24 protein-coding genes, 2 rRNA genes and 1 other annotated feature are annotated in these 21,262 nt (G+C 41.0%); of the genes, 1 reads left to right on the top strand and 25 read right to left on the bottom strand.

What is annotated here, in order from left to right:
* Positions 1-55: 55 nt before the first annotated feature.
* From rplL to ACE1TH_RS19860, 23 genes are all read right to left on the bottom strand, one after another.
* Positions 56-415 (bottom strand): 50S ribosomal protein L7/L12, encoded by a 360-nt coding sequence (gene rplL, locus ACE1TH_RS19970; RefSeq protein WP_099305485.1) that lies wholly within the window; start codon positions 413-415, stop codon positions 56-58.
* Between the two features lie 47 nt (positions 416-462).
* Positions 463-963 carry a 50S ribosomal protein L10 gene (rplJ, locus tag ACE1TH_RS19965; RefSeq protein WP_099305487.1) on the bottom strand — a complete coding sequence of 167 codons (501 nt, stop codon included), beginning with the start codon at positions 961-963 and terminating at the stop codon, positions 463-465.
* Between the two features lie 36 nt (positions 964-999).
* Positions 1,000-1,134 (bottom strand) — a sequence feature (ribosomal protein L10 leader region).
* A 43-nt stretch (positions 1,135-1,177) separates the two neighbouring features.
* Positions 1,178-1,873: a 50S ribosomal protein L1 gene (gene rplA, locus ACE1TH_RS19960; protein ID WP_099305489.1), complete on the bottom strand. Its 696-nt coding sequence runs from the start codon at positions 1,871-1,873 to the stop codon at positions 1,178-1,180.
* Between the two features lie 100 nt (positions 1,874-1,973).
* Complete coding sequence (rplK, locus tag ACE1TH_RS19955) at positions 1,974-2,399, bottom strand: 50S ribosomal protein L11 (protein ID WP_099305491.1); 426 nt, start codon at positions 2,397-2,399, stop codon at positions 1,974-1,976.
* 157 nt (positions 2,400-2,556) lie between these two features.
* Positions 2,557-3,093: a transcription termination/antitermination protein NusG gene (nusG, locus tag ACE1TH_RS19950; protein ID WP_099305493.1), complete on the bottom strand. Its 537-nt coding sequence runs from the start codon at positions 3,091-3,093 to the stop codon at positions 2,557-2,559.
* 47 nt (positions 3,094-3,140) lie between these two features.
* Complete coding sequence (secE, locus tag ACE1TH_RS19945) at positions 3,141-3,332, bottom strand: preprotein translocase subunit SecE (RefSeq protein WP_176554494.1); 192 nt, start codon at positions 3,330-3,332, stop codon at positions 3,141-3,143.
* 71 nt (positions 3,333-3,403) lie between these two features.
* Complete coding sequence (gene rpmG, locus ACE1TH_RS19940; RefSeq protein ID WP_099305495.1) at positions 3,404-3,547, bottom strand: 50S ribosomal protein L33; 144 nt, start codon at positions 3,545-3,547, stop codon at positions 3,404-3,406.
* Between the two features lie 117 nt (positions 3,548-3,664).
* Positions 3,665-4,330, bottom strand: a complete 666-nt coding sequence (gene sigH / locus ACE1TH_RS19935; RefSeq protein ID WP_099305497.1) for an RNA polymerase sporulation sigma factor SigH — start codon at positions 4,328-4,330, stop codon at positions 3,665-3,667.
* 86 nt (positions 4,331-4,416) lie between these two features.
* Entirely contained in the window at positions 4,417-4,926 is a 510-nt protein-coding gene (locus ACE1TH_RS19930) for an NYN domain-containing protein (RefSeq protein ID WP_099305499.1), read from the bottom strand.
* Between the two features lies 1 nt (position 4,927).
* Positions 4,928-5,764, bottom strand: coding sequence for a 23S rRNA (guanosine(2251)-2'-O)-methyltransferase RlmB (rlmB, locus tag ACE1TH_RS19925; RefSeq protein ID WP_099305501.1), 837 nt, complete (start codon positions 5,762-5,764; stop codon positions 4,928-4,930).
* Positions 5,761-6,162, bottom strand: a complete 402-nt coding sequence (locus ACE1TH_RS19920) for a Mini-ribonuclease 3 (RefSeq protein ID WP_099305529.1) — start codon at positions 6,160-6,162, stop codon at positions 5,761-5,763. Before ACE1TH_RS19920 ends, rlmB begins: the two co-directional genes overlap by 4 nt.
* A 13-nt stretch (positions 6,163-6,175) precedes the next feature.
* Positions 6,176-7,570 carry a cysteine--tRNA ligase gene (cysS, locus tag ACE1TH_RS19915; protein ID WP_255224353.1) on the bottom strand — a complete coding sequence of 465 codons (1,395 nt, stop codon included), beginning with the start codon at positions 7,568-7,570 and terminating at the stop codon, positions 6,176-6,178.
* Positions 7,571-7,619: 49 nt separating this feature from the next.
* A complete protein-coding gene (gene cysE, locus ACE1TH_RS19910; RefSeq protein WP_099305532.1) occupies positions 7,620-8,267 on the bottom strand; it encodes a serine O-acetyltransferase in 648 nt (215 codons plus the stop codon).
* Between the two features lie 294 nt (positions 8,268-8,561).
* Positions 8,562-10,025 carry a glutamate--tRNA ligase gene (gene gltX / locus ACE1TH_RS19905; protein WP_255224352.1) on the bottom strand — a complete coding sequence of 488 codons (1,464 nt, stop codon included), beginning with the start codon at positions 10,023-10,025 and terminating at the stop codon, positions 8,562-8,564.
* A 68-nt stretch (positions 10,026-10,093) separates the two neighbouring features.
* On the bottom strand, positions 10,094-10,570 hold the full coding sequence (gene ispF, locus ACE1TH_RS19900) for a 2-C-methyl-D-erythritol 2,4-cyclodiphosphate synthase (protein ID WP_141556832.1): 477 nt from the start codon (positions 10,568-10,570) through the stop codon (positions 10,094-10,096).
* A complete protein-coding gene (ispD, locus tag ACE1TH_RS19895; RefSeq protein WP_099305507.1) occupies positions 10,545-11,258 on the bottom strand; it encodes a 2-C-methyl-D-erythritol 4-phosphate cytidylyltransferase in 714 nt (237 codons plus the stop codon). The genes ispF and ispD overlap by 26 nt, the downstream gene beginning before the upstream one ends.
* A gap of 98 nt (positions 11,259-11,356) precedes the next feature.
* Positions 11,357-12,463 carry a PIN/TRAM domain-containing protein gene (locus tag ACE1TH_RS19890; protein WP_099305509.1) on the bottom strand — a complete coding sequence of 369 codons (1,107 nt, stop codon included), beginning with the start codon at positions 12,461-12,463 and terminating at the stop codon, positions 11,357-11,359.
* 152 nt (positions 12,464-12,615) lie between these two features.
* Positions 12,616-13,689, bottom strand: a complete 1,074-nt coding sequence (gene disA, locus ACE1TH_RS19885; RefSeq protein WP_099305511.1) for a DNA integrity scanning diadenylate cyclase DisA — start codon at positions 13,687-13,689, stop codon at positions 12,616-12,618.
* A 6-nt stretch (positions 13,690-13,695) separates the two neighbouring features.
* Positions 13,696-15,069, bottom strand: a complete 1,374-nt coding sequence (gene radA, locus ACE1TH_RS19880; protein WP_099305513.1) for a DNA repair protein RadA — start codon at positions 15,067-15,069, stop codon at positions 13,696-13,698.
* Positions 15,070-15,175: 106 nt separating this feature from the next.
* Complete coding sequence (gene clpC / locus ACE1TH_RS19875; protein ID WP_099305515.1) at positions 15,176-17,629, bottom strand: ATP-dependent protease ATP-binding subunit ClpC; 2,454 nt, start codon at positions 17,627-17,629, stop codon at positions 15,176-15,178.
* Between the two features lie 28 nt (positions 17,630-17,657).
* The gene (mcsB, locus tag ACE1TH_RS19870; RefSeq protein WP_375079821.1) at positions 17,658-18,731 is read right to left on the bottom strand and encodes a protein-arginine kinase McsB; all 1,074 of its coding nucleotides are present in this window, start codon (positions 18,729-18,731) and stop codon (positions 17,658-17,660) included.
* Positions 18,728-19,270: a protein-arginine kinase activator protein McsA gene (gene mcsA / locus ACE1TH_RS19865; protein WP_099305519.1), complete on the bottom strand. Its 543-nt coding sequence runs from the start codon at positions 19,268-19,270 to the stop codon at positions 18,728-18,730. The genes mcsB and mcsA overlap by 4 nt, the downstream gene beginning before the upstream one ends.
* Before the next feature lie 20 nt (positions 19,271-19,290).
* Positions 19,291-19,761 carry a CtsR family transcriptional regulator gene (locus ACE1TH_RS19860; RefSeq protein ID WP_099305521.1) on the bottom strand — a complete coding sequence of 157 codons (471 nt, stop codon included), beginning with the start codon at positions 19,759-19,761 and terminating at the stop codon, positions 19,291-19,293.
* 203 nt (positions 19,762-19,964) lie between these two features.
* Between ACE1TH_RS19860 and ACE1TH_RS19855 the strand changes: the two genes are divergently transcribed.
* A complete protein-coding gene (locus ACE1TH_RS19855) occupies positions 19,965-20,426 on the top strand; it encodes an SRPBCC family protein (protein WP_255224349.1) in 462 nt (153 codons plus the stop codon).
* Positions 20,427-20,900: 474 nt separating this feature from the next.
* On the opposite strand, the gene rrf is transcribed toward ACE1TH_RS19855, so the two are convergent.
* Positions 20,901-21,016 (bottom strand): 5S ribosomal RNA (gene rrf / locus ACE1TH_RS19850).
* A 120-nt stretch (positions 21,017-21,136) separates the two neighbouring features.
* Positions 21,137-21,262: ribosomal RNA gene (locus ACE1TH_RS19845) — 23S ribosomal RNA — on the bottom strand; the annotation flags it as partial.

Below are 21,262 nucleotides of genomic sequence, written 5' to 3'. Positions count from 1 at the left end.
GAAAAGAAGGCCCGCGGAAATGTTCCACGGACCTTCTTTTTGATGTTAAGTGAAATTACTTAACTTCTACGCTAGCGCCAGCTTCTTCAAGCTTGCCTTTGATTTCTTCAGCATCTTCTTTAGAAATACCTTCTTTGATTGGAGCTGGAGCACCATCAACAAGTGCTTTCGCTTCTTTAAGTCCAAGACCAGTGATTTCACGAACCACTTTAATTACGCCGATTTTAGATGAACCAGCAGACTCAAGTACTACATCAAATTCAGTTTGCTCAGCTGCTGCTTCTCCGCCACCTGCTGCTACTGCTACTGGAGCTGCTGCTGTTACACCAAACTCCTCTTCGATTGCTTTTACAAGGTCATTTAGCTCAAGAACTGTCATTTCTTTGATCGCTTCAATGATTTGATCTTTACTCATTGTAAATCCTCCTAATTCGATTATCTGTTATAGTTTAGGCGGTTAACTTACGCGCCTTGTTCTTCTTTTTGTTCTGCAACTGCTTTTGTCGCAAGTGCGAATTGACGAACTGGTGCTTGAAGTACGTTTGCAAGCATAGAAAGTAAACCGTCACGAGATGGAAGCTCAGCTAGTGCTTTCACTTCTGCAGCCGTAGCAACTTCACCTTCAATTACACCTGTCTTGATTTCAAGCGCTTCATTCTTCTTCGCAAATTCATTGATGACTTTCGCTGGAGCGATAACATCTTCTGCACCAAATGCAATTGCAGTTGGTCCAACAAGGTGTTCATCTAAACCAGTGTAGCCAGTTTCAGCTGTAGCACGGCGTACAAGTGTGTTTTTGTATACTTTATACTCAACACCAGCTTCACGCAATTGCTTACGAAGTTCCGTTACTTGCGCAACATTAAGACCACGGTAATCAACAATCACTGTTGATTTGCTGTCTTTTAGCTTCGCAGCAATTTCATCTACAACTTGTTGCTTTTGCTCGATAATATTGCTCATTGTTACACCTCCTGTAAAACGAATTGCATACCGTCCGGTTCCATATAGAAAGCCCTCGCGCAAGACACACGAGGGCAATTCACTCTAAACAAGAGATCTATTTGCTCACCTCGGTAGGAATGTTTTAAGCTTAATCGCTCCTACTGTCTACGGCATGACTATATTAATCACATGATAGAACTTACCACAGTTCTACAAGTAATGTCAAATGCAATTATTTAGCGTATGCTGAAGTAACAACACGAACACCAGGGCCCATTGTTGATGCTACTGCGATATTTCTAACATACGTACCTTTTGCAGCAGCAGGCTTTACTTTGTGAAGTGTTTCAATGATTGTTTTGAAGTTATCATTAAGCTTCGCTGAGTCAAAAGAAACTTTACCGATTGGTACGTGAATGTTTCCAGACTTATCAACGCGGTATTCTACTTTACCAGCTTTGATTTCTTCAACAGCTTTTGTTACATCAAACGTAACCGTTCCTGTTTTCGGGTTAGGCATTAGACCTTTTGGTCCAAGCACACGACCAAGACGACCAACTTGAGCCATCATGTCAGGAGTCGCAACGATTACATCAAAGTCAAACCAACCTTGGTTGATTTTGTTGATTAGATCATCTTCACCAACAAAATCTGCTCCAGCCGCTTCTGCTTCCTTCGCTTTTTCACCTTTAGCAAACACAAGAACACGCTGTGTTTTACCAGTACCGTGTGGTAGTACAACTGCACCACGGATTTGCTGGTCTGCTTTTTTAGGGTCAACGCCAAGACGGACAGCAACTTCAACTGATTCGTCAAATTTAGCGATTGATGTTTTCTTTACTAATTCAATAGCTTCTTCTGCTTGATACGACTTATCGCGATCAACAAGCTTCAAAGCATCTGTATATTTCTTACTTCTTTTAGCCATTTCATTTCCTCCTCGTATGTGGTTTTAACGGAAAGTCCTCCCACTATTTGAAAGGCTGCGACTCATTATGTTGAGCGCAACCTCTCAGCAAACGAACCAATTAATCTTCAATCACGATACCCATGCTGCGGGCAGTACCCTCAACCATGCGCATAGCTGCTTCTACAGATGCCGCATTAAGGTCGGGCATTTTTGTTTCAGCGATTTCTTGTACTTTATCGCGCTTAACCGTCGCAACCTTTGTACGGTTTGGTTCACCAGAACCAGACTCGATTCCTGCCGCTTTCTTAAGTAGAACTGCAGCTGGTGGAGTTTTTGTGATAAATGTAAAAGAACGGTCTTCAAATACAGTAATTTCTACTGGAATAATAAGACCTGCTTGGTCTGCTGTACGAGCGTTGAATTCTTTACAGAATCCCATGATATTTACACCTGCTTGACCAAGTGCTGGTCCAACTGGTGGTGCCGGATTGGCTTTACCTGCAGGGATTTGTAGCTTAACCATTTTAATTACCTTTTTAGCCACGTGACACACCTCCTTAAGTCCGTGATGTGGTTACCCGGATATGTCATTTTCATATCCTCCCACTCAAAAAGACGGATGCAAAAGCACCCGACTGTAAAGTATACTTTCATACTAAACATTAAGATTCTATCACCTATATGCAGATGGTGCAAGTTTTTTATGAAATCTTTTCTACTTGCGCAAATTCTAGTTCAATCGGTGTTTCTCTTCCAAACATGTTCACATGAACTTTTAACTTCTGCTTGTCCAACTGAATTTCTTCAATTGTACCAACGAAATCTGCAAATGGTCCTGTTTTCACTTTAACAGATTCTTTAATTTCAAAGTCAACGTCCATATGTTGTTCTTCTACACCCATCTGCTTCAGAATACGCTCAACCTCATCAGGCATTAACGCAGTTGGCTTAGAACCAGCGCCTGAAGATCCAACGAAGCCCGTTACACCTGGTGTATTCCGTACAACGTACCAAGAGTCATCTGTCATGACCATTTCTACTAATACATAACCTGGAAAGACTTTCTTTGTCACTTGTTTTGTTTTTCCGTTCTTTGTTTCCGTCTCTTCTTCAACAGGAACCAAAACACGGAAGATGTGATCCGTCATTTCCATTGATTCCACACGTTTTTCTAAATTTGCTTTTACTTTGTTTTCATAACCTGAATACGTGTGTACCACAAACCAATTCTTTTCCATTTTTCAGGACAGCTGTCCTTCCCTCCTTCTAATACACATTTATTTTCTTATTGTAAAAATCGTAATAAAAACGAAATTGCTTCATCCACTACGAAAAAGAATCCAACCATAACTGTTAATGTTGCTAATACAACAAGTGTATATTTTGTAAGTTCTTTTCTAGTTGGCCATGATACTCGCTTCATTTCTTTGCCTACATTACGTAGAAACGTCACAGGGCCCTTTCTTTCATCAGCCATCTTGCTAGGAGCACCTCCATTAGTTTGGAATCTCGAAAAAGAAACGCCTCATAGGACGTTTTCTGAGCTAATTATTTTGTTTCTAAATGGAGCGTATGTTCATTGCATCGTTTGCAAAATTTCTTCATTTCTAATCGGGCGTGCGTTTTGTTCTCCGCTGGATACGAGTAGTTTCTCGCTTGGCAACGTTCACAAGCCAAAATGCGTTTTGTCATTTAAATTCCACACCTCCAACGAATCCACATGCCCTTAGACTCTAGCACAGCTAGTAGGTAGTGTCAATCTATGGCAAAAGAATAAAAGAGCGGGACACAGGTCCACGCCCTTATTCTTTATAGCATTACACTCTTTAATTCAACGTAACGTTCAAGCTTTCGTTTGACACGCTGAAGCGCATTATCAATCGATTTAACATGGCGTTTTAAATCTACTGATATCTCTTGATAGGTTCGTCCATCTAAATAAAGCATTAATACTTGCCGTTCTAATTCACTTAAGATCTCACTCATTTTGCCTTCAATGTAGGAAAATTCTTCTCTGTTAATTAACAACGCTTCTGGATCTGTGATTTTGTTTCCACAAATGACATCCATTAGCGTTCGATCTGATTCCTCATCATATAAAGGCTTGTCCAATGAGACATAGGAATTTAGCGGTATATGTTTCTGCCTCGTTGCTGTTTTGATCGCCGTGATAATTTGTCTAGTGATACATAGTTCTGCAAATGCTTTAAACGAAGAAAGCTTGTCCCCATTGAAATCTCGCACCGCTTTATACAGTCCGATCATTCCCTCTTGCACGATATCTTCGTGATCGGCGCCAATTAAGAAATAAGACCGTGCCTTTGCTCTGACAAAATTGCGGTACTTTCCAATTAAATGCTCTAATGCAAGTGTATTGCCTGTTCGAACTTCGTTAATTAGTGAATCGTCTTCCCAGTTAACAAACGGATTTTCCTGAAACCTTACTGCGACTTCATCTACTAGACCTGCACCCAAACTAATCACTCCTCGCGATTGCATAGACATAATGTTGTGAAAAGTTATACACATTATATAGTACATTTTTCTAGCAGGTCAACAGCTTATTTGTCTCCTCGACGCCATTTTTCAAAAATTTCAGCAACTTCCTTTGATAAGCTAATTTTCGACGATTCTTGCACGAACTTTGTCTTTTGTACCATTTTGTCGATTCTTTTTGAAGCTAACTCTGTTTCAATTAAAAGTTCTTTCGCCGATTTACGTAGTGCGCCGCTCCCAAACACAACAGATTGCTCTGCCATATCAGAAGTCGCCACATAAATGACGCGATCAATTCGTTTTAATTCACGAGCTAGCTTCTCGATTCGTTCATCTGCAGTTTCTTTATTTTTTGTATAGATTACATCCACTCGGTGCGTGTGATAGGCCTTTCCGATTCCGGAAACCATATGAGCATCGAAAACAACCTTTACGTCATACCCCGTATAGGCGGCGTATTCAGCGAGCATACCTACTAGCTTGTCCCTTGCCTGCCCTAGATCTTTATCTTTGAGTCGCTGTAACTCAGGCCACGCTCCAACCATGTTATAGCCATCAACGAGCAGAATGTTCATTTCAATCGATTCCTTTTCTTTTTCGGAACACTTCATACATTAATAAACTAGCTGCAACTGACGCATTTAATGATGTAACATTCCCAACCATTGGGATCTGTAACAAGAAATCACATTTCTCTTTTACTAAGCGACTAATTCCTTTGCCTTCACTCCCAATTACGAGCCCAAGAGGCAAATCGAAAGACCCCTGATTGTAATTTTGATCGCCTTTTGCATCCGTGCCAGCAAACCAGAGACCGCGCTTTTTTAAATCGTCCATTGTTCGTGTAATGTTCGTCACACGCGCAACAGGAATGTATTCAATCGCCCCTGTAGATGACTTTGCGACGGTTTGCGTTAACCCAACTGCACGGCGTTTTGGAATAATAATCCCATGAGCGCCGACAGCATCAGCTGTACGCATAATTGAACCTAAATTATGTGGGTCTTCAATTTCATCGAGAATGAGAAAGAATGGGTCTTCTCCTTTTTCCTCAGCTTTTGCAAACAAATCATCAATCTCTGCATAGCTATAAGCTGCTATAGATGCGACCACACCTTGATGATTTTGGTGGCCAACGAGCTGATCGAGCTTTTTCTTAGGCGCCGTTTGAACAAGAATGTTCTTTTCTTTCGCTAGTTGAATCAGATTTGTCATTTGCCCACGTTGCGACCCTTCTCCGACCCAGACTTTGTGAATGTCTCGCCCAGACTTTAGAGATTCGATGACTGGATTTTTTCCTGTAACAAATTCACTTTGATTTTCATTAGGTGCTTCGCTCGGTTGACGATTGCTTTTATCCGGGCTGCGCTTAGGTTTTCCTTTTTTCTCATGTGGTGGACGTTCCTTTTTCATGATTCCAGCCCTCCTTTATCTTTAATGATTTGAACAGCTTGATTCATTAACTGCTCTAAACGTTCGTTTTCCTCTAATACATATAAGTAACCTAGTAGTGCCTCAAAACCTGTAGAATTACGGTATGTCGCGATATCGGTGTTTTTAGGAACTGTATGAGACTTTGCGTTTCTTCCTCTTTTCACGACCGCTCTCTCCGCTTCACTTAACAAGCCTTTATTTTCTAATTCATGCAGGATGTACGATTGTGCTTTTGCAGAGACGTAGGTCGTTGCTGCACGATGCAGTCTGTTTGGGCGTACAGCCCCATCTTTAAGAAGCTCAAAACGAACGTGCTTCTCAAAGACGGCATCCCCCATATAAGCTAAAGCTAAACCATTTAACTGCTTCCATTCCATTTTTGACTTCACGTTATCCTCGCTTCCATCTCACACCTTGAGGCGTATCCTCCAACAAGATATTTTTTTCCTTTAGAATATCTCGAATCTCGTCTGCACGAGCAAAATTTCTTGCTTTACGTGCTTCATTTCGCTCTTCAATAAGGGCATCAATCTCCTCGTCTAACAGCGCTTGTTCTTGATGTAGCTGTAAGCCTAACACATCACTAATTTCTTCAAAAAGTTGTAGAAACGCTGATAACACCGCTTTTGATGTTTGTGCTTCGTTCGCATACACATTTGCCTCTTTTGTTAAATCAAATAAGACACTAATGGCATTGGCACTATTAAAATCATCGTCCATTTCCGTGATAAACCGCTGTTTGTACGTTTCAATTTTTTCAAGCCATTGTTCTTTTTCGCCTAAATCAACGCTTTCGTTTAAGCGGTGTTTTAAATTCGTAACCGCATTTCTTAATCGCTCTAAACTTGTCGTCGCGCTTACTAACAATTCATCACTAAAGTTAATCGGCGTACGATAGTGAGTCGTTAGCATAAAATAACGAACCACATCTGCCGGATATTGTTGAATAATGTCATGGGCTAACACGAAGTTACCAAGAGATTTCGACATCTTTTCGTTATTAATGTTGACAAACCCGTTATGCATCCAGTAATTCGCTAATTTTCTACCTGTTAGTGACTCAGATTGCGCAATTTCATTTTCATGGTGCGGGAACGTTAAATCTTTTCCTCCTGCATGAATATCGATTGTATCGCCTAAATTCTTTTTAATCATTGCGGAACATTCAATATGCCAACCAGGTCGACCATGTCCCCAAGGACTTTCCCATGAAATTTCCTCTGGCTTTGCCGCTTTCCATAAAACAAAGTCAACTGGATCTTCTTTTCGTTCATCTACGCCAATTCGCGCACCACTTTGTAACTCGTTTAACGATTGACCAGAGAGCTTGCCATAGTCATCAAACTTTCTTGTACGGAAATAAACGTCGCCACCTGCTTCATAGGCAAATCCTTTGTCTTCTAATTGCTTAATAAAATCAATAATATCATCCATTGTTTCCGTCACACGTGGGTGCATATCCGCTTTCTGAACATTTAATGCCTCGGTATCGGTGTGATAGGCTTCAATAAATCGTTCAGCGACTTCAAACACTTCTTCACCAAGTTCTTGAGCCGCGCGGATGATCTTATCATCTACATCCGTAAAATTAGAAATAAAGGTAACATCATAACCACGGTAGACGAGGTAACGCCTCACCATGTCATACACAATCGGAGGTCTTGCATTCCCAATATGAATATAATTGTAAACCGTCGGGCCACAGAAATACATTTTCACTTTACCTGGCTCCATTGGTGTAAACTCTTCTTTTCGATTGGTTAAGCTATTATAAATTCTTAACATCGTTAACTTCCTTTCCAGTCTCTATGATCCGTCTAAACAATTGGTATCGTTACGTCGTCGAGCGACTATTTTCTTTTGATAACCGGGCACACTCTTGTTTTAAACGCTGAATTTCTTTTTCCATTTCTGAAATACTATCAGCAATTGGGTCAGGTAATGAATGATCTAATGTATGCGAAGAAGCTACTTTTTTTCCATTTTTAATGACAATTTTTCCTGGTATTCCTACAACCGTTGAGTAGGGAGGTACTTCTTTTAGCACAACGGAACCTGCACCAATTCGTGCTTGCTCGCCAATCGTAAAGGACCCAAGTACTTTTGCTCCAGTCGCAATTAGAGCACCGTCTCTCACCGTTGGGTGTCGCTTTCCTTTTTCTTTCCCAGTCCCACCTAGCGTTACACCTTGGAAAATCGTCACGTCATCGCCAATCTCACACGTTTCACCAATTACGACACCCATTCCATGGTCAATAAAAAGCCTCTCGCCAATTTGAGCTGCAGGATGAATTTCAATTCCCGTTAAAAAGCGAGAGAACTGTGCGAGTAATCGTGCTAAAAAGAAGCATCCTCTTTTCCATAAAGCGTGAGCAATCCGATGTCCCCAGATCGCATGAACGCCTGAATACGTAAAAATGATTTCTAGCCTATTTCGAGCTGCCGGGTCTCGGTCAAATACAACATCAATGTCGCTTAACATGGTTCGCAATAAACTCAATCGATTTCCCTCCTTTTTGTGACAATAAAAAAACCTCCGTACCTATAGTAGGTACAGAGGCACAATTTGTACGGTTCCACTCTGTTTTCCAGAATCAATCTGGGTCTCTTAAACCTTAACGTGGTCTACCGCTCACTCCTACTACGCGTATGCATTCAAAGCAAGATTCATGGGTGCATGTTCAACACATTCCTTCTGAATGACTTCCAGCTCTTGGTCATCCTCTCTGTAGATCTCCTGTGGTTACTTTTCCCAATCAACATGTATGTCTATATGCTATTGTTGTACAGCTTCATGTAAGCGAGTTGTCACAACCGCTTTTCCTAGAAGTTCAATCGTATCGCCGAGCTCCGGTCCATGGGTTTGACCACTTACTGCAGCACGGATCGGCATAAATAATTTCTTCCCTTTATGTCCTGTAGCTTTCTGCGTTGCTTTAATGGCCTTTTTAATTTCTGGAACCGTGTACTCTTCTAACTGATCAAGCTCTTTCGCAAATTGTGTAAGCACTTCTGGTACTTGTTCTTCGGCTAAAACCGCTTTGGCATCTTCTGTATAATCTACGTCTTTTTTGAAAAATTGTTCCGTTAACGTGACGATTTCTGCGCCATATTGCATTTGCTCTTGGTAAAGACCGATTAAACGCTTTGCCCACTCTAAACGCTCTTCGCCCATATTTTCGGAAATACGTCCACTCGAGATTAAATGCGGCAATGCCAATTCAATCACACTCTCTAAATCGGCTTCTTTAATGTACTGATTGTTCATCCAAGCAAGCTTGTCTGTATCAAACACAGCAGGAGCTTTTGAAACCCGATCAAGCGTAAATTGTTCTTCTAATTGTGCTAACGTAAAGATCTCCTCTTCTCCAACAGGAGACCAGCCTAATAGAGCTAAGAAATTGACCAATGCTTCTGGCATATAGCCGAGTTCTTTATACTGTTCCACAAACTGAATGATGGATTCATCACGCTTACTCATTTTTTGACGGTCTGGATTTAAGATTAGCGATGCGTGCGCAAACGTCGGTACTTCCCAACCAAATGCTTCAAACAAAAGAATTTGTCTCGGCGTATTTGATAAATGCTCTTCTCCACGGATAACGTGACTAATCTTCATAAGATGATCATCGATGACAACAGCAAAGTTATACATTGGCACGCCATCTTTACGCGCGATAACAAAATCACCAATTCCGTTTGAATCAAACGATACTTCTTCTCTTACCGAGTCTTGGAACGTAATCATTTGATTTTGTGGTACTTTAAAACGAACAACCGGTTTAATTCCCTTTGCTTCATACTCTGCACGCTCTTCTTCCGTTAAATCACGATCGCGACCACTATACTTCGGCATTTCACCGCGGGCTTTTTGCGCTTCACGCTCTGCCTCTAACTCTTCTTCGGTCATATAACAATAATACGCTTTGTCTTCATCTAAGAGTTGTTGAACATAATCTTTATATAAATGAACGCGCTCCATTGAGCGGTATGGACCATATTGCCCTTCAGCAGTATCGACACTTTCATCCCATTGAATCCCTAGCCATTTCAAGCTATCCATTAGCTTTTCAGTTGCCGTTTCCACATTTCTTGCTTGATCTGTATCTTCAATACGAAGCACAAATGTTCCACCTGTATGCTTCGCCATTAAATAGTTAAACAATGCTGATCGTGCTCCACCAATATGTAAATGTCCAGTTGGACTTGGAGCAAACCGTACCCGTACTTCTTTTGCCATGTCGCTGCACTCCTCTAGCTCTTATTCTGAATTATTCTAGCACGTTCTACCTGCAAAACAAAGATCGATTAGCTTTTCGTTAACAAAATAACCGCTTGAGCTGCAATTCCTTCTTCACGACCGACAAAACCTAATTTTTCTGTTGTCGTCGCTTTTAAGCCAACATTTTCAATATTTGTTTCCAAAAGCTGCGCAATTTGTTGCCGCATTGGATCAATGTAAGGTGCGAGTTTTGGTTTTTGTGCCATCACCGTGCAGTCCACATTTCCTAATGTATAACCAGCTTCTTTTACTAACGTCCACACTTTTTGCAACAATACTTTTGAATCTGCATCTTTGAATGCTTCGTCCGTATCAGGAAAATGCTTTCCTAGATCGCCAGCAGCAATTGCACCTAGGGCTGCATCTGTAATAGTATGTAAAAGCACATCTGCATCAGAATGACCGAGCAACCCTTTATGATGAGGAATCTCCAGACCTCCGAGGATTAAGGGTCTTCCCTCTACTAGTTGATGTACATCATACCCTTGTCCGATTCGAATCATGTTCTGTTTTCTCCTTTGTTTTCAAGATCGTCTCTGCAAATAATAGATCTTCTGCTGTCGTTAATTTTATATTCAAATAGTCACTTTCAACAATCGCTACTTGCTTCCCTTGTCGTTCTAGCAAACTTGCATCATCTGTGCCTAAGTACGCTGCTTGCCTCGCCTCTGCATGTGCAGACATGATTAAATGATATCGAAACCCTTGCGGCGTCTGTGCAGACCATAAGTCATGTCGTTGCACCGTTTCACTTATGACACCTGACGCTACTTTTTTAATCGTTTCTTTTACAGGAACCGCGGCAATTGCTCCACCTTGCACGTTTGCTTGAGCCACTACTTTATCAATCACATTTTGCGTCACAAATGGCCTTGCACCATCATGAATTAAAACAAGATCCGTCTCTGTCATCGCTTGCAGTCCAGCGTATACACTATCTTGCCTCTCTTTTCCACCTACAACAAATTGACCTACCTTTTCAACTGCATACGATTGAATAAGATGCTGCATATCTTCTTTTTCGTCTTTACTTACAATAAGCATGATTTCTTTACACTGTGGATCCTGTTCAAACAAACGGAGCGAATGAATAATGAGTGGAATGTCGCCTAGCTTAATCAACTGTTTATTAAAGCCAGCCTTCATTCGCTTCCCTTGACCAGCAGCCAAGACAATTGCTTTATATTCCATCTTAATCTCCTTCAACTATACCTTATCCGTAGTTTACCATGGAAGCTACATTAGCTCAAAAAAACCTGCCCTAAGCAGGACAGGTTTCTCAAATACCCTTACTGGGCCTTTTCTAGCGATTTCGGTTTAGCAAAGATCATTCTGCCTGCACTTGTTTGCAAGACACTTGTCACCGTCACGTCGGTATGTTTATTAATCCAATCACGACCACCTTCTACGACGATCATAGTCCCGTCATCTAGGTAAGCCACCCCTTGATGGTTTTCTTTACCTTCTTTAATGACATGAACACTCAAAACTTCTCCTGGCAATACTACAGGCTTTACGGCGTTAGCCAAGTCGTTAATGTTTAATACTTGAACACCTTGTAACTCGCACACCTTATTTAAGTTAAAGTCATTCGTTACAACAACGCCTGACGTCACTTTCGCTAATTTAACAAGCTTGCTATCTACCTCTTGTATCTCTTCAAAATCGCCTTCATAAATTTCCACATCGATAGGAAGTTCTTTTTGAATTCGATTTAAGATATCAAGACCTCTTCGTCCGCGATTTCGTTTTAATGCATCTGATGAATCTGCAATATACTGAAGCTCATCAAGGACAAACTGCGGGATCACGAGCGTTCCTTCTAAGAAGTTTGTTTGGCAAATATCCGCAATTCTTCCATCAATAATGACACTGGTATCTAGAATTTTCAGCTGTTGTCCTCTTTTTTCATTCTCGTCATTTTCGTCTTTTTTCTTTTGACCATCGCGTTCCTTTGGCGTGCGAAAAGATTGAATAAATTGCACCATCTCATCACGTTTTTTAAATCCAATTTGGAACCCAAGATAACCCACTAAAATCGTAATGAAACTCGGCAAAATGTTGCTAATAACAGGTAAATCAAATAAATTTAATGGCGTACCTGCTAAGTAACCGACAATTAACCCGACGATAAGACCGATTGAACCCGTTAAAACATCCGCTATGGGTGCTTTCACAATCGTTTCTTCGACCATTTTGAAAAAATTAACAATATAACGTGCTATAAACAACGATACGATAAAAAATAGTAGTGCACCAATGGTCGCTCCTGTATATGGGGTATCTAACCAAGCGGGTACATCATAACCTGTCGCATCAATCAATTCTGGAACAAACAAAACACCTAATGTGGCTCCGGCCAATATAAAAAAGATCTGAATAATCCATTTAAGCATGCATGTATACACCTCCTTGTAGCTATTATAGACAAGTATACAACTCTCAAACCTAGCAAACTGGATTTCCCACAAAAAAACATGAAATATTGAATTCTACAAGATTAACGTTTCAATTTAGACACAAAAAGAAGGGGAATCGCCCTTCTTTTTTAAATGTGTCGGTCTACAAACAATTGTTCTTGTATCCGACTTAAGCCGTTTTTTATCATTTTGGCACGAGCCTCTCCAATTCCGTCTACTTCATCTAGTTGTTCGACAGTTGCAACCATGACGCTTGATAAATGCCCGTATTCATTAATGACGTTCTCAATAATTTGAGATGGAAGTCTAGGGATGCGATGAAGAATTCGATAGCCGCGAGGAGAGGCAGGTTGATCAAGGAAATTGGTGGAACGTCCAAATCCTAGTGCTTTCACAATCGCCTGCTCGTCTAATAAATCTTCATTTAAAAGGTTCGTCAATTCAGCTAACGTTTTCGTCACGTCTTGATGACGATCTTTCGAATAATCTTTTAACAGATGGATCGCTTCTTGCTCCGTATTAGAGACAAGCTCCCGTAACTGCATCGTAATTAAACGTCCTTCATCTCCAAGTTCCAATATAAAGTTTTGAATTTCCTGCTTAATTCTTAATACCATCTGTACTCTATGGATAACCTGCACAACATCGCTATACGTGACAAGCTGTTCAAACTCCATAGCACCTAAATTCGTAATGCTCTGGTCTAGTACAGAACGATATTTTTCAAGGGTTTGAATCGCTTGGTTGGCTTTAGTTAAAATAACGCCAATATCCTTTAATGCATAACGATGCTCCCCCTGATAAAGAGTAATGACGTTTCGTCTTTGTGAAATCGAGATCGTTAAGTTCCCAGTTTGTTTTGCCACCCGTTCCGCAGATCGATGTCGAATGCCTGTTTCACTCGATGTAATATTGTTATTAGGGACAAGTTGAGTGTTCGCATATAAAATACGCTTTCCGTCTTCACTTAAAATGATTGCACCGTCCATCTTTGCTAACTCATACAAATATGCCGGGGAAAAATCACTGTTTATAAAGAAACCACCATCTACAATGTTCATCATTTCATTGTTATAACCTAAAACAATTAGACCACCGGTATTTGCACGCAACACGTTATCAATCCCCGCCCGCAAAGGTGTACCAGGCGCTACTAATTTTAAGATATTTTGGATAAAAGTTGTTCGATTTCTCTCTTCCATTTCCTACTACCTCCCTAAAGCAACATCGAGTGCTTTATCAAGCGTCGGCACGCCTACTACTTCAATACCCTCAGGCGTCGTCCAACCACCTAAGTTCTTCTCTGGTATAATAACGCGCTTAAAGCCTAGCTTCGCCGCTTCATTTACTCTCTGTTCTATTCTAGATACCCGTCTAATTTCACCTGTTAAACCTACTTCTCCAATTGCAACATCCATTGGCTCTGTTGGTTGATTCCGAAAGCTAGAGGCAATACTTAGTGCAATGGCTAAATCAACGGCCGGCTCATCCAGCTTCACACCTCCAGCCACTTTTAAATACGCATCTTGATTTTGTAACAGCATGCCAATTCTTTTTTCTAAGACCGCCATTAACAGTGACACACGATTATGATCCAATCCAGTAGCCATTCGTCTCGGATTTCCGAATCCCATAGGTGAAATTAATGCCTGTAACTCCACGAGAACAGGTCTTGTCCCTTCCATTGAAGCCACAACCACTGAACCTGCAGCACCTTGTGAACGCTCCTCCAGAAAGATTTCTGATGGATTTAGCACTTCTTCTAGACCTAATTCCTTCATTTCAAAAATACCCATTTCATTCGTTGAACCAAAACGGTTTTTTACCGCTCGAAGAATTCTATACGTATGATGGCGCTCCCCTTCAAAGTACAATACGGAATCAACCATATGTTCGAGCATTTTAGGCCCTGCAATGGAGCCTTGCTTCGTTACGTGACCAACAATAAAAACAGCCGTACCTCTCGTTTTTGCAATGCGCATGAACGTAGCTGTGCACTCTCGAACTTGAGCAACACTTCCAGGTGCTGAAGTCAACTCTTCTTGATAGACGGTTTGAATAGAATCAATGATTACTAAAGAAGGCTGTACTTGATCGATCGCTTGTTCAATGAGCGATACATCTGTTTCCGCAAGTACGTAAAGATCTTCTGACGAGAGCTCTAGTCGATCCGCTCTCAGCTTCGTCTGCTTTACAGACTCTTCTCCTGAAATATAAAGTACCCGCTCTTTTGTTTTTGCTAACTTCGCAGATAATTGCAATAAAAGTGTTGATTTTCCGATTCCCGGATCGCCTCCTACCAAGACAAGTGAACCTGGGACAATTCCCCCACCTAGCACACGATTCAACTCCGTCATCGTCGTACTTACACGTGGTTCCTTCTCACTTACTACGCTTGTTATCGGTTGGGCTTTATGAATGGTTGCACCTGATGTGACAAAACTTCTTGATCGTTGCTTTTCTTGAACAGCTTTTTCTTCCACTAATGTATTCCAGCTTTGGCACCCTGGACACTTGCCCATCCATTTCGCTGATTCATATCCGCACTCTTGACAGACAAATTTCGTTTTTGCTTTTGCCATCGTTCATTCCTCCGTTACTTTCCACTATGCCAAGTGTATCAAAAACAAGGAAAAAACGCTTGATTTTTAAAAAAACCGGAGGATCGTCTCCTCCGGTTGTTCGTTCTTATACACTTGTTTCTTCTTTTGCCTCAACAGTCAACTGGCCGTCTTTAACAAATATGACTGCTTTTTGTCCTTTGACAATCGTTCCTTTTAACAGTTCTTCAGACAAGCGATCTTCAACTTCTTTTTGCAATGCACGACGCAACGGACGAGCACCATACTCTGGATCGTAGCCTGCATCTGTGATTTTGTCTTTCGCTTCTTCCGTCAGTTCAAAGTCAATTCCTTGTTCAGATAATCGATTCTTCAGCTGATCAGCCATCATGGTAATGATTTCTCGAACATGCTTTTTCTCAAGTGCATGGAAGACTACAATCTCATCAATACGGTTTAAAAACTCTGGTCTAAAGCTATTCTTCAGCTCAGACATGACGCGATCTTTCATATCTTTGTATTCTTGACCTTCTGTCTCTGTAGAGAACCCAAGATACTTATTACGCTTTAACTGAGATGCTCCAACGTTTGATGTCATAATAACCGCCGTGTTGCGGAAATCAACGGTACGGCCTTTTGAATCCGTTAAGCGACCGTCCTCTAACACTTGTAACAAAATGTTAAAGACGTCTGGGTGAGCTTTCTCAATTTCATCTAATAAAATAACAGAGTACGGCTTACGGCGAATTTTTTCCGTTAATTGGCCGCCTTCCTCATGACCTACATAACCTGGAGGTGAACCGACAAGACGACTCGTCGCATGTTTCTCCATATACTCAGACATATCAATTCGAATAACAGAGTCTTCATCACCAAACAATGTCTCGGCAACTGCACGAGCAAGTTCTGTCTTACCGACACCTGTTGGACCAAGGAAAATAAATGAACCAATTGGACGTTTCGGGTCTTTAAGCCCTGCTCTTGCACGACGAACGGCTTTTGAAATGGATTTAACTGCTTCTTCTTGACCAACAATCCGATCATGCAAAATGCTTTCCATTTTTAAGAGACGATCTGTTTCTTCTTCAGCTAGCTTTGAAACAGGAATTCCGGTCCAACTTGCTACAACTTGGGCAATGTCTTCTACAACCACTTCTGTATTCTCTTGACCTTGCTTTTTCTTCCATTCATTTTTCATTTCTTCTAGCTCTTCACGTAAACGCTGTTCAGAATCACGTAAAGAAGCAGCTTTTTCGAACTCTTGGCTTTGCACAGAAGCATCTTTTTCTTTCCGTGTTTCTTCTAACTTCGCTTCAAGTTCTTTTAAGTTTGGTGGGGCTGTATAAGAACGTAAGCGTACTTTTGAAGCAGCCTCATCAATTAAATCAATCGCTTTATCTGGTAAGAAGCGATCTGAGATATAGCGATCTGAAAGTTTTACGGCTTCTTCTACTGCATCGTCTGTAATCGTTACACGATGATGCGCTTCATAGCGATCACGTAAGCCAAATAAAATTTGAACCGATTGATCAAGGGTTGGCTCATCAACCTGGATCGGTTGGAAACGACGTTCTAGTGCCGCATCTTTTTCGATATACTTCCGGTACTCATCAAGAGTGGTTGCCCCAATACATTGTAGCTCACCACGAGCCAATGAAGGTTTCAAGATGTTAGATGCATCAATTGCACCTTCAGCACCACCTGCACCAATTAATGTGTGTAGCTCATCAATGAACAGAATGACATTTCCAGCTTGACGAATTTCATCCATCACTTTTTTCAAACGATCTTCAAACTCACCACGGTATTTCGTACCTGCTACAACCGTACCCATGTCTAATGTCATCACACGCTTATTGCGAAGCGTTTCTGGAACTTCATTCGCAATGATACTTTGAGCCAATCCTTCTGCTATCGCCGTTTTACCGACACCTGGTTCACCGATAAGTACAGGGTTATTCTTTGTACGTCTGCTTAACACTTGTATAACACGCTCAATCTCTTTACTACGCCCTATAACAGGATCGAGGGTTTCTTCTCGAGCAATCGCTGTTAAATCTCTGGCTAAGCTATCAAGTGTAGGCGTATTTGCATTCGCTGTTGAACCGCCAGCTTGCGCAGAGCTACCACCTTCATTGCTTCCAAGCAGTTGTAATACTTGTTGTCTCGCTTTATTTAGACTCACGCCTAAATTATTTAGCACACGAGCCGCGACGCCTTCACCTTCACGAATTAATCCTAGTAAAATATGTTCTGTTCCCACATAGGAATGACCTAATTTTCTTGCTTCATCCATTGAGAGTTCAATAACTTTTTTTGCTCGAGGTGTGTAGTGAGGGGTACTATGAATACTTTTTTGTACTTCTTGGCCCTTCCCTACTAATCCTTCTACTTCTTTTTGGAGTTTATCTGATCCTAAGCCAAGCTGCTGAAGAGCTTTGGCCGCAATTCCTTCACCTTCACGAATCAAACCTAACAAGATATGTTCCGTTCCAATATTATGATGGCTCAAGCGAATTGCTTCTTCTTGTGAAAGAGCTAATACCTTTTGTGCACGCTCAGAAAATCTTCCAAACATCATAAATAATGACACCTCCAGAGGAATTGTATTACTCGTTATTGTCTTCTAATTTTAATCGTTCTCTAATTAATGTCGCTCGCCTCTCGTCTCGTTGATCAGGCGATAAGACTGTTTCAGCATATCTTTGTAAAAATCCAGGCTGGGTCACAATCATTAATTCATTTAAGATACTAGCTGAAATCCCTTCAATTAATCCTAAATCAATTCCCAATCTGACGTCAGATAAACGTCTTGTCGCTTCTTTTGAATCAATCACATAACTATGGGAAAGGATTCCAAGCGATCTGTGGACACGATCCATAAGTTTCAAATATGAATGATCGAGTAATGAACCACGGGCTGACCGCTCTTGTTGAATCAGTTGCTTCACAACGCCTTGAAGTTCATCAATAATATCTTGTTCTGATTTACCTAGCGTCATTTGATTTGAGATTTGAAATAAATTCCCTAATGCTTCGCTACCTTCTCCATAAATTCCTCTAACAACGAGACCCAATTGGTTAATTGCTGGCAAGATACGTTGTAATTGCTGGGTAATGGCGAGAGCAGGTAAATGCATCATGACCGATGCACGCATCCCTGTACCAACATTTGTCGGACAACTAGTTAGGTACCCATACTGTTTATCGTATGCATAAGTAAGGTGAGACTCCATCCAATCATCTAAAGAACTTGCAGCTTGAAACCCATGTTCAAGGTCAAACCCTGATGTTAGAACTTGTATACGAAGATGATCTTCTTCATTCACCATAATACTTACAGACTCGTCTTTACTTAATAAAACCGCGCCATGCTTAGACCGCTCTGCTAAATGTGGACTAATGAGATGTTTTTCTACAAGCATTCGTTTATCATTTGTTTTCATTTCATCCATTGTTAACATTTCTGCATTTCCAAGTGCATTGCTTTGTGTCGATGCTAACGCTTCTTGCACGTACTGAGTAACTGTATAGGCTTCTTCTTTTGATGATAAAAGCGGGAAGGAGAACGCGTTCATGTTTCTTGCTAATCTTATTCGGCTACTTAAAACAATATCCGATTCGACCCCGTCTTTTTTCATCCAAGGACTAATCGCATGCTCTAAGAATTGATTTAAACTCACTCGTCTTCCCCTCCCTCTTTAGGGCGATCTTTCCGCTTCGACAATGCCCTAATTTCATCTCGAAGTTCTGCAGCCTTTTCAAATTCTTCTTTTTGAATATGTTCATTTAAGGTTGCTCGCATTTCTTCAATTCGTTGCTCGATTTGAATTGATTCACCAATTCGTTTTGGGATTTTCCCGCTATGCTTATTATTTCCACCATGTACTCTGCGAAAAACTGAGGAGAGTTTGTTTGAAAATGTATCATAACAAGTCGCACAACCAAAGCGACCAACGTGAAGAAATTTTTCATAGCTTAGTCCACAATTAGGACATTTTAATGCAGCTTTTTCATTTGTATCTCTCTGCGAAGAGCCATTGTCCTCTGTATTAAATAGGCCAGAAAAAAGGTGGTGGATAGAGAAACTGTCACTTCCCGGTATAGCCTCGCCTTTTTCTCTTGCGCAGTGTTCACATACATGCATCTCTGTTTTCTTTCCATTAACAATTTTTGTGAAATGCAATGTCGCTTGTCGCACATTACACTCTTGGCATACCATCATCATCACCCCTTTATCTATTACCGATTTTCTGTATACTTAAGCGTCTCAATCATCGCTTTTAAAAGATTTGCTCGTATTTCATCTCGATGTTCAATGGTCGACTTATAAAGCTCTCTTTCTAAAATACTAGACATTAGCTTCGCTTCACGTTTTGTTATGGCGTCTTCTTCAAAGAGACGAAAAACAATATTTTGAGCTGTTTGTTGATCAATTTTCAAGCCAATTAACTGTTGCATATGATCAAATAAAGCGGCGTCTTCATGGGACTCTACTTTTGTTATCCGTATATAGCCGCCACCACCACGCTTACTTTCCACTACATAGCCTTTTTCCAAAGTAAAGCGTGTACTAATCACATAATTGATCTGCGAAGGTACACATTGAAACTGTTTTGCAAGCTCGCTTCGCTTTATTTCCAGCAGCTCTTTGCCACTACGAGTCAATGTCATTTTTAAATATTGTTCAATTAAGTCCGTTATATTGCTCATAAATCAACCCTCCTAGTAAAGGACAACATTGACTTTGACTATATTTGACTATTAATAACTTTATTATAAGCTGTTTACTAAAAAACTTCAACAACTAACTCTTTTCTATTATCGCCAAAGTCTCTACTTCTAGACCTATCTCCGGTAGATTGTTTTACTTTTTTTGAAAAGGGTAATTCTGTTTGTTAGGAAGGTGGATATTTATGCGAGTACACATATTAAAACGCGAACAGCATTTGAACATAACGCTTGATCAAGCCTGGGAATTTTTCTCTAGTGCTAAAAATCTTCAAGCGATTACGCCTAGCTATATGAATTTTACAATTACAAACGATCCCGGAAAAACGATTTATACTGGCCAATTGATTACTTATAAAGTGAGCCCTCTTTTATCAATTCCCCTAACTTGGGTAACGGAGATTACACAAGTTGAAGATCAGTCTTACTTTATTGATGAGCAGCGTTTTGGTCCTTTTAAGCTTTGGCATCATCAGCACCTTTTTTCAGAAACAGAAGAAGGAGTCACTATGGTTGACATTGTTCACTATAGCCTACCCTTTTCATTTCTTGGGGAAATCGCTCGTCGTTTAATGGTAAAGAACCGGTTAGAAGAGATTTTTGACTATAGGTATGCGACGTTAGAAAAAGAGTTTAACGAAAAATAGGTTAACTCGTTGCATCGTCCTTTGGCTCCGTCATGATTTTCTACGGGGATGCTTCACACGTTCTTTTTACGATAGGTCCTTCACGACGTTCTACGAAAACGACCCTTTCGTCTCACAGGAGGGCACGATGTCTTTCCCTGATGTTTATTCATGATGGATCTAGGTTCGTTCTTTATTCGATCTATGTGCTTGCTTCTTCATTTCGCTTCTTCGAAGCGCAGCTCTTTTGCGCCTCTCTATACAAAAAAAAGACACCTATTCAGGTGTCTCTCTGCTTGCCTGGCAACGTCCTTTGGCTCCGTCATGATTTCCTACGGGGTCGGTTCGCACGAAGCGATTTCAAGGTTGCGATTCCATGTCGCCTTACGAAATTCACTCTATGTGCTTGCTTCTTCATTTCGCTTCTTTCGAAGCGCAGCTCTTTTGCGCCTCTCTATACAAAAAAAAGACACCTATTCAGGTGTCTTTCTGCTTGCCTGGCAACGTCCTACTCTCACAGGGGGAAGCCCCCAACTACCATCGGCGCAAAAGAGCTTAACGACCGTGTTCGGCATGGGAACGGGTGTGACCTCTTTGCTATTGCCACCAGACTATGTTGACGTCCGATCAACGGCGAATCTCTTCGTCTTGTTTCTCGTTGTCAAAGGTAAAAGAATCAACGATTCTTTCAAAACTAAATCTAGAAATCAAACTCACGTCAAGAAAAAATTTAGGATAAGCCCTCGACCGATTAGTATCAGTCCGCTCCATGTGTCGCCACACTTCCACTTCTGACCTATCAACCTCATCATCTCTAAGGGGTCTTACTGGCTTACGCCATGGGAAATCTCATCTTG

Origin of the sequence: Shouchella sp. JSM 1781072, assembly GCF_041949915.1 — a bacterium.
Classification (GTDB): Bacteria; Bacillota; Bacilli; order Bacillales; family Bacillaceae_D; genus Shouchella.
Note: the sequence above shows the minus strand (reverse complement) of the source record. Positions and strands in the feature narration are given on the sequence as shown.

Coding starts and splice junctions, on each gene's coding strand:
- ispD (WP_099305507.1), bottom strand. CDS start 11,258: ATGGAATATAAAGCAATTGTCTTGGCTGCTGGTCAAGGGAAGCGAATG.
- clpC (WP_099305515.1), bottom strand. CDS start 17,629: ATGATGTTTGGAAGATTTTCTGAGCGTGCACAAAAGGTATTAGCTCTT.
- ACE1TH_RS19890 (WP_099305509.1), bottom strand. CDS start 12,463: ATGCTTAAATGGATTATTCAGATCTTTTTTATATTGGCCGGAGCCACA.
- mcsA (WP_099305519.1), bottom strand. CDS start 19,270: ATGGTATGCCAAGAGTGTAATGTGCGACAAGCGACATTGCATTTCACA.
- ACE1TH_RS19920 (WP_099305529.1), bottom strand. CDS start 6,162: ATGGAATGGAAGCAGTTAAATGGTTTAGCTTTAGCTTATATGGGGGAT.
- rplL (WP_099305485.1), bottom strand. CDS start 415: ATGAGTAAAGATCAAATCATTGAAGCGATCAAAGAAATGACAGTTCTT.
- rpmG (WP_099305495.1), bottom strand. CDS start 3,547: ATGACAAAACGCATTTTGGCTTGTGAACGTTGCCAAGCGAGAAACTAC.
- rlmB (WP_099305501.1), bottom strand. CDS start 5,764: ATGAAAAAGGAACGTCCACCACATGAGAAAAAAGGAAAACCTAAGCGC.
- rplA (WP_099305489.1), bottom strand. CDS start 1,873: ATGGCTAAAAGAAGTAAGAAATATACAGATGCTTTGAAGCTTGTTGAT.
- ACE1TH_RS19855 (WP_255224349.1), top strand. CDS start 19,965: ATGCGAGTACACATATTAAAACGCGAACAGCATTTGAACATAACGCTT.
- radA (WP_099305513.1), bottom strand. CDS start 15,069: ATGGCAAAAGCAAAAACGAAATTTGTCTGTCAAGAGTGCGGATATGAA.
- gltX (WP_255224352.1), bottom strand. CDS start 10,025: ATGGCAAAAGAAGTACGGGTACGGTTTGCTCCAAGTCCAACTGGACAT.
- cysE (WP_099305532.1), bottom strand. CDS start 8,267: ATGTTAAGCGACATTGATGTTGTATTTGACCGAGACCCGGCAGCTCGA.
- cysS (WP_255224353.1), bottom strand. CDS start 7,570: ATGTTAAGAATTTATAATAGCTTAACCAATCGAAAAGAAGAGTTTACA.
- nusG (WP_099305493.1), bottom strand. CDS start 3,093: ATGGAAAAGAATTGGTTTGTGGTACACACGTATTCAGGTTATGAAAAC.
- ACE1TH_RS19860 (WP_099305521.1), bottom strand. CDS start 19,761: ATGAGCAATATAACGGACTTAATTGAACAATATTTAAAAATGACATTG.
- secE (WP_176554494.1), bottom strand. CDS start 3,332: ATGGCTGATGAAAGAAAGGGCCCTGTGACGTTTCTACGTAATGTAGGC.
- rplJ (WP_099305487.1), bottom strand. CDS start 963: ATGAGCAATATTATCGAGCAAAAGCAACAAGTTGTAGATGAAATTGCT.
- ispF (WP_141556832.1), bottom strand. CDS start 10,570: ATGATTCGAATCGGACAAGGGTATGATGTACATCAACTAGTAGAGGGA.
- ACE1TH_RS19930 (WP_099305499.1), bottom strand. CDS start 4,926: ATGAACATTCTGCTCGTTGATGGCTATAACATGGTTGGAGCGTGGCCT.
- disA (WP_099305511.1), bottom strand. CDS start 13,689: ATGGAAGAGAGAAATCGAACAACTTTTATCCAAAATATCTTAAAATTA.